This is a genomic window from Deinococcus cellulosilyticus NBRC 106333 = KACC 11606, assembly GCF_007990775.1.
Lineage (GTDB): Bacteria > Deinococcota > Deinococci > Deinococcales > Deinococcaceae > Deinococcus_C > Deinococcus_C cellulosilyticus.
In genome coordinates this window covers 268463-280048 of sequence record NZ_BJXB01000002.1, presented here as the reverse complement: position 1 = coordinate 280048, position 11586 = coordinate 268463, and the positions used below count along the sequence as shown (strand labels likewise).

The 11586-nt window shown below is 55.0% G+C and carries 13 protein-coding genes; 8 read left to right on the top strand and 5 right to left on the bottom strand.

Annotated elements, in window-relative coordinates; translation table 11 throughout:
- Window positions 1–77: 77 nt before the first annotated feature.
- Window positions 78–443, bottom strand: a complete 366-nt coding sequence (gene aroH / locus DC3_RS03540; RefSeq protein WP_146882382.1) for a chorismate mutase — start codon at window positions 441–443, stop codon at window positions 78–80.
- A 164-nt stretch (window positions 444–607) separates the two neighbouring features.
- On the opposite strand from aroH, the gene queG reads away from it, so the two are divergent.
- Window positions 608–1714: a tRNA epoxyqueuosine(34) reductase QueG gene (queG, locus tag DC3_RS03535; RefSeq protein ID WP_146882380.1), complete on the top strand. Its 1107-nt coding sequence runs from the start codon at window positions 608–610 to the stop codon at window positions 1712–1714.
- On the opposite strand, the gene DC3_RS03530 is transcribed toward queG, so the two are convergent.
- The gene (locus tag DC3_RS03530) at window positions 1711–2412 is read right to left on the bottom strand and encodes a Crp/Fnr family transcriptional regulator (protein WP_146882378.1); all 702 of its coding nucleotides are present in this window, start codon (window positions 2410–2412) and stop codon (window positions 1711–1713) included. The two genes, queG and DC3_RS03530, sit on opposite strands and share 4 nt — an antisense overlap.
- Before the next feature lie 159 nt (window positions 2413–2571).
- On the opposite strand from DC3_RS03530, the gene DC3_RS03525 reads away from it, so the two are divergent.
- The 3 genes from DC3_RS03525 to DC3_RS03515 all read left to right on the top strand — a co-directional run bounded on the left by DC3_RS03525 (window position 2572) and on the right by DC3_RS03515 (window position 4841).
- Window positions 2572–3222, top strand: a complete 651-nt coding sequence (locus tag DC3_RS03525; protein WP_146882376.1) for an ABC transporter ATP-binding protein — start codon at window positions 2572–2574, stop codon at window positions 3220–3222.
- Window positions 3223–3319: 97 nt separating this feature from the next.
- Window positions 3320–4048, top strand: coding sequence for a phosphorylase family protein (locus tag DC3_RS03520; protein WP_146882374.1), 729 nt, complete (start codon window positions 3320–3322; stop codon window positions 4046–4048).
- Window positions 4041–4841, top strand: a complete 801-nt coding sequence (locus tag DC3_RS03515; RefSeq protein ID WP_146882372.1) for an enoyl-CoA hydratase/isomerase family protein — start codon at window positions 4041–4043, stop codon at window positions 4839–4841. The genes DC3_RS03520 and DC3_RS03515 overlap by 8 nt, the downstream gene beginning before the upstream one ends.
- A 73-nt stretch (window positions 4842–4914) precedes the next feature.
- Here the strand turns inward: DC3_RS03515 and DC3_RS03510 are convergent, their stop codons facing one another.
- Window positions 4915–5436, bottom strand: coding sequence for a hypothetical protein (locus tag DC3_RS03510; protein WP_146882370.1), 522 nt, complete (start codon window positions 5434–5436; stop codon window positions 4915–4917).
- Between the two features lie 269 nt (window positions 5437–5705).
- On the bottom strand, window positions 5706–6236 hold the full coding sequence (locus tag DC3_RS03505; protein ID WP_146882368.1) for a hypothetical protein: 531 nt from the start codon (window positions 6234–6236) through the stop codon (window positions 5706–5708).
- Between the two features lie 362 nt (window positions 6237–6598).
- Here DC3_RS03505 and DC3_RS03500 point away from each other — a divergent pair, with 362 nt between their 5' ends.
- On the top strand, window positions 6599–7534 hold the full coding sequence (locus DC3_RS03500) for a phosphohydrolase (protein WP_146882366.1): 936 nt from the start codon (window positions 6599–6601) through the stop codon (window positions 7532–7534).
- A gap of 55 nt (window positions 7535–7589) precedes the next feature.
- Complete coding sequence (locus DC3_RS03495; RefSeq protein ID WP_146882365.1) at window positions 7590–8225, top strand: DUF2259 domain-containing protein; 636 nt, start codon at window positions 7590–7592, stop codon at window positions 8223–8225.
- Here DC3_RS03495 and DC3_RS03490 read toward each other — a convergent pair.
- A complete protein-coding gene (locus tag DC3_RS03490) occupies window positions 8222–8869 on the bottom strand; it encodes a hypothetical protein (protein WP_146882363.1) in 648 nt (215 codons plus the stop codon). The two genes, DC3_RS03495 and DC3_RS03490, sit on opposite strands and share 4 nt — an antisense overlap.
- An 86-nt stretch (window positions 8870–8955) precedes the next feature.
- Between DC3_RS03490 and DC3_RS03485 the strand changes: the two genes are divergently transcribed.
- Complete coding sequence (locus DC3_RS03485) at window positions 8956–10602, top strand: acyl-CoA mutase large subunit family protein (protein WP_146882361.1); 1647 nt, start codon at window positions 8956–8958, stop codon at window positions 10600–10602.
- Window positions 10603–10895: 293 nt separating this feature from the next.
- Entirely contained in the window at window positions 10896–11450 is a 555-nt protein-coding gene (locus DC3_RS03480; protein ID WP_146882359.1) for an NERD domain-containing protein, read from the top strand.
- Window positions 11451–11586 lie beyond the last annotated feature (136 nt).

Genomic DNA, 11586 nt, shown 5'->3' with positions numbered 1-11586 from the left:
GTCAGACCCCTGGCCAACAGGCCCACGAAAACCAAGATGCCCCACTCCAGCTGGAGTGGGGCATTTAAACGCTGCTTTTACTGTGCGCTGGCAATGTCAGGGCGCAGCACCACAGCTTCACGCAGGTAGATGTGTTTGACTTCTGCCTGCTTTTTCTGGGTTTCCACGTGCATCATCACACGGATGGCCTTCTGCAGGCGTCCAGGAACCGGAATTTCCAGTGCGTTCAACAGGGGAACAGTGGTCATGCCAATGGCCCGTGCAGCTTCTGCTGGAAAGGCAGCGTTGATGTCTGGCGTGACGGTGAAGATGATGGAGCAGATGTTTTCAAATTCCACATCGTTGCTGTCCAGCATTTTTTGCAGCAGCTCGGTTGTGGCTTCGTGAATGGCTTCAGAGGTGTTTTCAGTGACGGTGGTGGCACCGCGAATCCCGCGCATCATGGGGTGATTGTAACATTGAAACTTCGCACGGCGTCGGAGGTGTCTAAAGAAGCCATCAGCCACGTGACATCAAGCTTTGGCTTCAGCATCTTGCGCTCTCGGCACTCGGTTCTCGGCAAAACCTTCTAACCCCCGCACAACCCCATTCCTGTATCCTGTTTTCCGTGAACAGGCAGGACCTCCTTCTGGAAAAAGCACTGGAACTTGGATTTGATGTGGCCGGGTGGGCTGTGGCCACCACCCCTCCAGAGGCCACCACCCGTTACCAGCAGTGGCTGGAAAAGGGATTCCATGCTGGGATGGATTATCTGGAGCGGCAACTTGTGCGCAGAAATGACCTGACCACCACCCTCTCCGGAGCCAGAAGTGTGCTGGTGCTGGGCATCTCCCATGCTTTTCCTGATCTGGAGGTTCCTGCAGGAGGGGTGCGGGTCGGGCGGGTGGCCCGTTACGCCTGGACCCCTGATTACCACGGCCAGATTGAACCCCTGCTCAGAGACCTGGAAGAAACAGCAACCCAGCTTGGCGTTCGCAGCAGGGGGTGTGTGGATTATGCCCCCATCATGGAAAGGGAACTGTCATCCAGGGCTTTTCTCGGGTGGCAGGGCAAAAGTGGCATGATGATCTCCCAGAAACTCGGGGCCTTTGTGACCCTTGCGGTTCTGCTGACCGATCTGGAAATGGAAGAGCAGGGGAGACATGTGGACCGCTGTGGACGCTGTCAGGCCTGTGTCAATGCCTGCCCCACCTCGGCCATTCAGGAGGGACGGGTGATTGATTCCAGACGGTGCATCTCTTATCTGACCATTGAACACCGGGGACCCATCCCCCAGGAGTTTCGTTCAGGAATGGGGTCCTGGCTTTTTGGGTGTGACCATTGCCTGGAGGTCTGCCCCTGGAGCATCAAGGCCGGTGCCGTTTCACGAAACCTCATTCCCAATCCAGAACTGGCCCATCCCGACCTTTCGGTGTTTTTTGAGGGGTCCAACCGGGATTTTGACCGCAGGTTTGCCCACACGGCTTTTTCCAGACCCAGACGCAAGGGTATGGCCCGCAATGCCCTGATGGTACTGGGCAACCTGAGGGACCCACTGCACCTTGCTCTGGTCCTCAAAGGAGCGCAGGATGAAGCCTGGGAGGTGAGGGCCTCTGCTGCGTGGGCCCTTGGACAATTTGAAGAAAAACAGTCCCTTTCTGCAATCGAAAACCTCCTGCAAGATCCCCAGGAAGAGGTCAGGCAGGAGGCCAGCAGACAGCTTGCAAAAATTTAGAAGTCGCCCAGGTCGTTGGCGAGGGCTTCAAGTTCCTCTGCGTTGAGGATCTTGATCATGCGGGGGTGGGTCTTCACCACGCCGACCTCTTCGAGTTTCTTGAGGGTTCGGGTGATGGTTTCACGGCTGTTTCCGCTGCGCCTTGCCAGATCCGCGTGCGTGACCGGAAGCTCGTTGTGTTTGGGCACGTTCTTGCGGTGACGCTCCTCGAACATGGAGTGCAGGGTGTAGGCAATCCACGTCTCGGCGTTGGCAAAGGTGCGCATGGTGAGGTCCCGGTTGGTCTGGGTGAGGCGCTCTGCGAGAATGCTGGCGAGGTTCCATAAGATTTGCGGATACTTGCGACTCAGTTCCTTGAAGATGTCCCGGTAGATCACATAGCAGCGCACCGCAGTGAGGCAGCGTGCTGTGGCCGTGCGTGGAACGTGGGTCAGCACCGCCACCTCGCCCACAATGCACGGCGCGTACATCTGGTTGATCACCCGTTCCTGCCCGAGGGCTCCGTAATGCTCAATGCCAATCTCACCACTGACGATCAGGTAAAGGGCTTCTCCGCTTTCCTCCTGATCGAACAGGGCGTTTCCGGCGCTGTAATGGCGCAGGATCGCCGACTGGGCAATGCGCTGGATGGTCTCTTCGGGGAGGTCAGCAAAAAGGGTCTGGTTTTGCAAGTCCATGATGGCTTGGCTGGATTGCATGAGCCTATTCTAAACACCTTCTGGCAAAAATGGGTAAATTTGTGCCCAATCGCTCGAACAGATGCCTAAACGATCACATTGGATGGTTTCACAGAGCACCTGATTAGACTTTCGCCCATTTGGACTGGTTTTTTCCCTGCAGCATGCTAGGATGATGCGGTGTCTGTGCTGCAAGCCGTTGAAATCCACCACACCTTCGGGACCACCGAGGTTTTAAAAGGGGTCAGCTTACAGCTGAACCCCGGAGAAGTTGTTGCCCTGACCGGACCTTCCGGAAGTGGAAAAAGCACACTGCTGCACCTGCTTGCAGGCCTCGAACGCCCCACCCAGGGACAGGTGATGTGGGGAGGGTCCCAGGTCAGCACCCTGAGGGGAGCCCCTCTGGACCGCCTGAGGAACCAGCACATTGGTCTGGTCTTCCAGCAGCACTACCTGCTCAGCGACCTGACGGTGCTGCACAATGCCCTGGTCCCGAGCTGGATTCAGGCACGGCACGATCAGGAGGAAGCCCTGGAGCTTCTTGCTCGTGTGGGTCTGGCGCACCGCCTGCAGCACTATCCCTCTCAGCTTTCCGGAGGGGAGAGGCAGCGGGTGGCCCTGGTTCGTGCGGTCCTCAACCGTCCATCAGTGATTCTTGCCGATGAACCCACTGGAAACCTCGACCAGCACAACACCCAGGAAGTGATGCGTTTGCTGCTGGAACTGGCCCGTGAACGGGGATCAGGGGTTTTGCTGGTCACCCACGATCAGCCGCTTGCTGAGAAGGCAGACCGGATTTTGCGGCTGCTGGACGGTGCTCTGGTCAGTTAAGAACATCAAATGTGTATTGCAGGGAGGGGGTGCTGGCCCACCCCATTCTCGTGTCAAACCCTGATGTTCTTCTCATCTGGTGGGTTATACTACCGCCATGGGTGAAATTCATCTTCATGCAGAGCCCGGGCAGGTGGCTGAATTTGTGCTGCTGCCCGGTGACCCGAACCGCTCACGCTGGATTGCCGAGACATTTTTGCAGGACCCCGTGCTGTACACCGACAACCGCCAGCTTCTGGGGTACACCGGAACCTACAAGGGGGTCCGGGTCAGTGTCCAGACCACCGGAATGGGTTGCCCCAGTGCAGCCATTGTCACTGAGGAAATCATTCGCCTGGGGGCCCGTTACCTGCTCAGGGTGGGAACTCTGGGGGCTTCCCATCCCAGTGTGCGGCCTGCCGATCTGGTGATCGCTCAGGCCAGTGTGCCCAACGATGGGACCACCCGGCAGTTTTTTGGTGGGGCACCTTACGCACCGATTGCAAGTTACCAGATTCTGGAGGCTTCGGTGCAGGCGGCACGCAACACCCGGATCAAACACCACATCGGTCTGATCATGACCGAGGATGCGTTCTATGCCAGCACCCCGGAACATGCTAGACTCTGGGCCGCAAGAGGCGTGCTGGGCTTTGAAATGGAAGCCAGTGCCATCTTCACGGTGGCAGCCATGCATGGTGTGCATGCGGGATGCATGGCGATTGCAAGCAACAACATCGGGGACCCTGAATTTGTGGACCCCGCCATCCTCAGGCAGGGGGTGCAGAGCATGATCGAGGTGGCTCTGGAAGCGTTCTGCCTGATTCATCAGGAGGCTGGAAATGAGTGAAATGCTGGAAGCAGAATTTGAGAACATCACGCTGGATCAGGACGGTGCTCTGGGCATCCTGACCATCAACCGCCCAAAGAGCCTGAACGCCCTGAACATCGAGACCTTCCGTGAGATCGCAGAAGCCATCATGCTGATCGAGGAGAACCCGGAAGTGGAAGCCCTGATCGTGACGGGCAGTGGAGACAAAGCTTTTGTGGCCGGAGCAGACATCAACGAGATTGCCGATCTGGAAGGGGCTTTCAATGGCCGTGACCTGAGTTTGCAGGGTCAGGACATCTTCCAGCAGATTTCCCAGTTGCCTTTTCTGACCATTGCTGCCGTGAACGGCTATGCCCTGGGCGGAGGGCTGGAATTGGCCATGGCGTGCGACCTGCGCATTGCTTCTCCAGGTGCAAAACTTGGGCTCCCAGAAGCCACCATTGGTCTCATCCCTGGGTATGGTGGAACGCAACGCCTGCCTCGACTGGTGGGGGTGGGACGTGCCCTGGACATCATGGTTTCTGGCCGTCTGGTGGACGCAAAAGAGGCCCGCGAGATCGGTCTGGTCAATGAGGTGGTGGATCAGCCTCTGGAACGCGCCAAGGAATATGCCCGCAACATGCTGTCCAAAACCGCTCCACTGGCCGTGGGCCTGATCAAGGAGGCTGTGCGCAGAGGAATGGACACCACCTTTGCAGACGCCCTGGAAATCGAGGCAGATCTTTTTGGTATGGCTGTGGCCACCGAAGACCGCAAAGAGGGCACAAAAGCTTTCCTGGAGAAACGCAAACCCAACTTCAAAGGGGAATAGTTTCCTTCCGCACCAGAGAAAGCCTCTCCTGTCACAGGAGAGGCTTTTGAGTTCTGTTTTTCTTTCTGATGGGTCAATATTGCATTTCACGCAGGCGCTTGCAGATCTTCATCAGGTCCGGCCAGTTGAGGTACCAGCGAACCCTGGACATCAGGTAGGGCTGCAGGCCTTCCCAGCTCAGGATCTTGATGTCTCCAGAGTCCCATTCCTGTCGGGCTGGACCAAGGGGAAGGTTGTGGGTTTCAGATTCCCAGAGTTCTTTGTAAAGAACAATGGGTTGCACTTTGATTCCAAGGCGCTTCTCAAAGTTTTTCACGGATTCCTGAATGGTCTGGACCACAGGGGTCTGGTGCTGGCCTTCGACAGTGAATCCCCGGGGTGTCATGTTCAGGTGCCCTCTGACTTCCTGAGGGAAGATGGCATAAACCCCATAGCTGGAGATCAACAAAAAATTTTCGTTGATATAGCCAATTTGCACGTTCTCTTTGACAATCCAGTGATCTGCAAGACTGTGGATGACCTGTTCAGGATGGTGTTGCTTTTTTTGTGGGAGGACGGTTTCCTGAAAACGGGATTGATTTTTTGCAAGACCCATGATGACCTCCAGAGACTGCTTTGATTGATCCCCACGAAGATAGCATGAAAGACTTTTGAAAGGCAGGACGGTGGAAACGTCAAGGCGGTATGTAACAAATTTGTTGCTTGTTTTGTCAGATTTCTGTCAGACTTCAGGTGAATTTCAGCCTCGATTCAATTCAAATTCAGTAAATCTTGAATTTTCTATTACATGTTGGTTGCATTTTCTCAGTTCTGGTTACGGTTTCAAGATGTGGTGTGGAATCCCGGGGCCAGCGAAACAAGGCCTCAATAGAGGGTCCTGAGTTTCTGGCTGAGGCGCATGGTGTCTTCCCAGCTGAGTTTTTTTCGGGTGTGGGAAAGCAGGTATGTTTTCAGGCTTTCCCAGGTGACGATTTTGACACTGTCAATTTCCCATTCCCGGACGGTGCTGCTGTACAGGCTTCTGGCTTTCAGTTCTTCAGGTTCCAGAAGCTGCTGAAATAGCATCACTGGATGAACTGGGGTGCCCATTTGTCTGGAAAAATACTCCACATTCTGCTGGGAGGCCTGCACCTGGGGCATCAGGTTCTGATCAGCAACAATCAGGGTTCTGGGATTGTGCAGGATCACCCCACTGGGTTCCTGTGGCAGCAGCGCAAAAACGCCATGCTGGGAAATCAGGACGGTGGCCTGACTGAAATGCCCCACCTGCACACCTTCACGCACCAGCCAGTGGTCTGGCAGAGAATACAGGGTCTGTTCCAGTCTGGCCCTTTTTGGCAGCAGGTTCACAGGCAGGGCTGGATGGGCTGTCTTCATGGTGTGCGCTAGCGTCATGATGGTCCTCCTGCACAGGATGGAGCGGGGCCACTCCAGAGCCTCTGTTTCATCCAAAATAGCATGCACATCTGGAAATGAACAGAAAAATTCATGAGATGGTGTTTTCTTTCTTCTGAAAAAACCTTTCAAAGACGGTAAATTCCTGATCTGATCAGTAAATTTTCAGAATCATAAAAAAATTAATCAATAAATTACCTCAGAATTACATCCGGGTGAGCCCAGGCGTGCATCGTGAGCGATTTGACGGGATTTTGACGAGAAGGGGGGTAAATTGTCCTAAAATGGAACCACCTCGGGCCACTGAGGAGCTGAAGAACTGCCAGGACCAGAGCCCGTGCAGTTTTCGAAAGGGAGCTGAAATGAACCAGAACACCAAGTTCCGCATCCAGATTGAAGACGGTCAGGTTCAGAAAGTCACCCCCGCAAACACCGAACTTGCGGTGGCGTTCTCCAGCCCGAGACAGAAGATCCTTGATGAAATGGATCAGGGCATTCGCAGCGATCTTTCCCAGTACCCCAAAGCCCTCAAAGCCTACGACATGCTGATCAAGGACCCCGAAGCCCTGGCCCACTGGGACATGAGCAATTACATCACCATGCGGAAACTGGGGTACAACGACCATGGGCGTGTGCATGCCTGGATGACCGGAGCGGCTTCGCTGGCCATTCTGGAACTGCTCTTGCAAGAAGGGGTCAAACCCGACTTTGTGGAAAGTGGTTTTGGAGACGTGGACGATGCCAACCTGATCGTCATTCTCGGGACCATGTTGCACGACATCGGCAATGAGGTGCACCGCGAACAGCACGAGCAGTATGGGGTGATCCTTGCCATGCCCATCCTGGACCGCATCCTTCCTGAAATCTACGAGGATGTGTACAAAAGGACCAAGGTGCGCGGGTTCATCTTGCACTGCATCAACTGTCACGACATCAATCCTCCACCCCTCACCATCGAAGGGGGCATCACTGCAGTTGCGGATGGAACGGACATCACCAAAGGACGGGGTCGCAAAGCCTACATGCTGGGCAGCGTGGACATCCACAGCCTGAGTGCGCTGGCCGTAGATGAAGTCAAGATCGTCAAGGGCCGCGAAACCCCGGTGGAAATCCGGGCCATCTACAACAACCCTGCAGGTATTTTTCAGCTTGAGGAGGTGCTTGCTCCCAAAGTGATCCGCACACCCCTCAGCAAATACGTGACCATCACTGCGGTGCACTCCAACACCGAGGACAAACTGCTCAGGCGTGTGCGCTTGAATGGTGCCCAGTTCGTTCTGGAGACCGACGAAACTTAAAGTTGGATTTATCAAACATGAACGCATGCCTCAAAGGCTGAGCTTAACCTGAGGTATGCGTTTCTTACTGGGCATTTTTCTCCTCACTGCAGGTTCCGCTTTCGCTGCCGACCAGTCCACCCTGCAATTTCTGGGTTTTTCAAAAGATGGCAAATATGCTGCCTACGAACAGTACGGCATTCATGATGGGAGTGGCTTTCCCTTCAGCGAAATTGTGGTCTTGAATGTGCCCCAGAACAAAGCCATCCTGACCGTGAAGAAATCCCTGCAAGAGGATGGGGCAGAGGTGAAAGATGCCCGTAGCCAGGCCCTGAAAGCAGCCACTTTAAACAAATACGGCATTCTGAAGACCCGCCTGGGCCGCAGTGTGTATGCCAACCCTCTGGGGAAGACCAGTGTGCAGTTTCAGGCGAAGCAAAAGGCCTACACCATGAGCGTGCAGCCCATTCCCTTCAAGGTGACAGACTGCATCAACCCAACAGCAAAAGGGGTGTCGGTCCAGCTCAACAAGAAAGTCATCTTTAAAGACATTGCTCTGCCTAAAGACCGCATTTGCCCACAAAAATATGGCATCCATCAGATGAGGGTCTGGGACAGCAGCAAATCCTTTGTCGCTTTCATCCGCTACGAAAAAGACGGGTTTGAGGGGCCAGATGTGCGTTACTGGGCGGTTTCAGGCATTTTGCCTTAATGCTCCAGTCGTGTCTGGTGGATGCGGTAGGTGTAGGGCAGGTCATCGCGCAGTTTCAGTTGAGCAGGGCGTCTCTTGAAGTGCTTGCGGAGGGTGTTGACCTCCTGTCCCAGATCCCAGCTCTCCACCCATTTTCTGAGGTCTGCCACAGACCATCCCAGTGTTCTGGCCGTTCGGGAAAGTGATCCCTCTTGCTTCCTGAGCAGGTCCAGGATCTGTTCAGGTGTTCTGTCTCCTCTGAACAGGTCCTGCCAGGACCTGCCCATGTACAGGCGCATCACCTCTGTCATGTCCTGAACAAAAACTGGAGTTCCTCCATAGGGAAATCCAGCAGGGGTTTCCCTGACGATGGAGACTGTGGGGGCAAAGTCTTGATAGAGGTAAAAGAGATAGTTGCCTTTTGGGTGTTGCCTGAGGGCCTCTGACCAGCTTTGCAGAATGTACCTGATGGCTTCCACCCTGAAATCCAGGTTGACTTCTGGATGGTGATCGGCTTCGGCTTCCAGTTTCCACAGGTGAACGTGGTTGTGCCTGGAGTGCTCCAGAGGATGCTCACCTTTGAAGTTCAGTTCCTGCTCTGCCACCTGTTGCAGGTACTGGGCGAGCGCAGGGGAGAATTTGCGGGTTCTCTGGATGAAGTCCATGCTTCAGGGTACAGGGTTTCCCTGGACAGGTATATATGACAAAATAAAAGCAAAGCGCGAAAAAAACGTCATATATGGAGGCCCCCATGTCCACGAAAAATGAATGGCTGAGCACGCAGTACCAGAAGGCCATTTCGAAGTTCCCCGAACGGCAATACAACTTCAAGACCCTCTCTGACCTTGAGCCTGAACCCCTCTACACTGAAGAGGACGTCAAAGACCTGAAACAGGAAGACCTCGGATTCCCAGGTGAGTACCCTTACACCCGTGGTGTGCAGCCCAGCATGTACCGGGCAAAACTCTGGACCATGCGCATGTTTGCCGGGTTTGGCAGTGCAGAACAGACAAATGAACGCTTCAAGGCCTTGCTTGGTGCAGGCCAGACGGGCCTTTCCACGGCCTTTGACCTCCCCACCCTGATGGGTTACGACTCGGACCACCCTTTCTCCAGAGGGGAGGTGGGCAAGTGTGGTGTGGCTGTGGCCAGCTTGGCAGACATGGAAATCCTTTTCCAGGACATCAACCCTGAAGCGGTCACCACCTCCATGACCATCAACAGTCCAGCCAATGCCATCTGGGCCATGTACATTGCCAACGCCCAGAAGCAGGGCTACGACATCACAAAAGTGGGCGGCACCATCCAGAACGACATCCTCAAGGAGTTCATTGCCCAGAAGGAATTCATTTTCCCCCCCGAACCCAGTGTGAAACTGGTGATCGACACCTTCGAGTGGGCTCCACAGCACATGCCGAAGTGGAACTTCATCAGCGTTTCGGGCTACCACATCCGTGAAGCAGGATCGACTGCAGTGCAGGAACTGGCTTTTACGCTGGCAGACGGTTTCCATTATGTGGAAAAGGCGCTGGAGCGGGGTCTGGACATCGACGAGTTTGCCCCCCGCATCAGTTTCTTCTTTGATGTGCACAATGACTTCTTCGAGGAGATTGCCAAGTTTCGTGCGGCCAGACGCATCTGGGCCAGGGAAATGCGTCACCGTTACGGTGCGAAAAACCCCCGAAGCTGGATGCTCAGAACCCACGCCCAGACGGCAGGGGTGAGCCTCACCGCCCAGCAACCCCTCAACAACATCTCCCGCGTGGCAATTCAGGCCCTGGCGGCTGTCCTGGGCGGAACCAACAGTCTACACACCGACTCGTTCGATGAGGCCCTGGCCCTGCCCACCGAGGAGGCTGCCACCATCGCCCTGAGAACCCAGCAGATCATTGCATACGAGACAGGTGTGGCCGGAGTGGTGGACCCTCTTGGCGGAAGCTACTACGTTGAAGCCCTCACCAGCAAAATTGAGCAAGACGCCATGCGCTACATCCAGCAGATCCGTGATCTGGGTGGGGTGGAGCAGGGCATTGAACTGGGCTATTATGCCCGGGAAATTCAGGAGGCCGCCTACCAGTACCAGCAGGAAGTGGACCGCAAAGACCGCCTGATCGTGGGCGTCAATGCCTTCACCGATGACAGACCCCTCAATGTGCCCATCCAGCTCATTGATCCGGTGGTGGAACGCATTCAGGCCGAGCGCCTGGCCCGGGTGCGCCGTGAACGTGACCCCCAGAGGGCGAAAAATGCACTGGAAGGCCTGCGCGATGCTGCAGTGATGGGTCTCAACACCATGCCTGCGTTCATTGAGTGCTCGCACGCCTACTGCACCCTGGGCGAGATGATGGATGTGCTCAGGAAAGTGTATGGCGAGTACGTCGAACCCATCACCGTTTGAAAGCTTTTGACCGTCAGCAAAAGAGGAGTGGATGCTTTTGCTGACGGCCCCAGAAAGGTTTGAGCTGGGTTGGGAGGTTACAAGTCGGTTTTGTCTGACTGAATTGAAAGCACATCTGTGTTCTGGTGCTGAAGGCTGATGGCTGACCGTTTGCTTTAAGCACAACGCCTCATCAGCGACTTTGCGTTCACCCTGTCTGGCTCATGAAAGCGCCATTTTGCCCCTTTTCAAATGGGGTATGATGGAGTGTATCGCTGCCAGTGGCAGACCAGACATCAACGGGAGTCGCTTCTATGACCTTCTTCAAACGCCTCTTCAAACCCAAGCCCGTAGAACCCGAGTTGGATGACCCCGACGACACCGAGCAGGAGGACACCCCACCCCAGCCCAGGCCCATTCCGAAAGGCGTGGGAGACATTCTCGGAGAAATGCCAGACGAATGGCTCATTCGGGAGAATGTCACCATCGAACGCATGTCGGTGGACTACATCGCTGTTTCACCTTACGGGGTGTTCTGCATTTTTGAACCTGCCAAGCGGGGCAAGGTCACCGCGACCCCCCGGGGCCTCTACGTCAACGGAGACAAAATTGAGCCCCTCCCCACAGATGTGACGGGTGTGCTCAAACCCCTCAGGAAGTACCTGGGTGTCCCACTTGAGCCCATCATGGTGTTTCGGGACAGTGAAATCATGGGGTCTGAGGTGGGAGCCCTGAAGATCTTTTCTCCCGAGCGCCTGAAAACCTACCTGACCTTCAAGGTCGAGTATCTTCACAGCGACACCGAACTGCGTGAAGTCCTCAAGCGCATCAATGTGTTGCTGGAAGAAGCCAAAAAGTGGCGCTACTGAACCACAATTGCTTTTGCAGACAGAAGATGAGAAGGATTTCCCTCTCATCTTCTGTCTGGGTGAAGTGAAACTGAATTTCTGAACCGGGTACAAGCTGACTCACCTTACACATCGCACACATTTGTGTTACAATCAC

What these genes read in the sequence shown, in the direction of transcription:
- DC3_RS03485 (WP_146882361.1), top strand. Translation starts at nt 8,956, where the DNA reads ATGTCCACGAAAAATGAATGGCTGAGCACGCAGTACCAGAAGGCCATT.
- DC3_RS03530 (WP_146882378.1), bottom strand. Translation starts at nt 2,412, where the DNA reads ATGCAATCCAGCCAAGCCATCATGGACTTGCAAAACCAGACCCTTTTT.
- DC3_RS03520 (WP_146882374.1), top strand. Translation starts at nt 3,320, where the DNA reads ATGGGTGAAATTCATCTTCATGCAGAGCCCGGGCAGGTGGCTGAATTT.
- DC3_RS03510 (WP_146882370.1), bottom strand. Translation starts at nt 5,436, where the DNA reads ATGGGTCTTGCAAAAAATCAATCCCGTTTTCAGGAAACCGTCCTCCCA.
- DC3_RS03490 (WP_146882363.1), bottom strand. Translation starts at nt 8,869, where the DNA reads ATGGACTTCATCCAGAGAACCCGCAAATTCTCCCCTGCGCTCGCCCAG.
- DC3_RS03500 (WP_146882366.1), top strand. Translation starts at nt 6,599, where the DNA reads ATGAACCAGAACACCAAGTTCCGCATCCAGATTGAAGACGGTCAGGTT.
- DC3_RS03515 (WP_146882372.1), top strand. Translation starts at nt 4,041, where the DNA reads ATGAGTGAAATGCTGGAAGCAGAATTTGAGAACATCACGCTGGATCAG.
- DC3_RS03505 (WP_146882368.1), bottom strand. Translation starts at nt 6,236, where the DNA reads ATGACGCTAGCGCACACCATGAAGACAGCCCATCCAGCCCTGCCTGTG.
- aroH (WP_146882382.1), bottom strand. Translation starts at nt 443, where the DNA reads ATGATGCGCGGGATTCGCGGTGCCACCACCGTCACTGAAAACACCTCT.
- DC3_RS03495 (WP_146882365.1), top strand. Translation starts at nt 7,590, where the DNA reads ATGCGTTTCTTACTGGGCATTTTTCTCCTCACTGCAGGTTCCGCTTTC.
- DC3_RS03480 (WP_146882359.1), top strand. Translation starts at nt 10,896, where the DNA reads ATGACCTTCTTCAAACGCCTCTTCAAACCCAAGCCCGTAGAACCCGAG.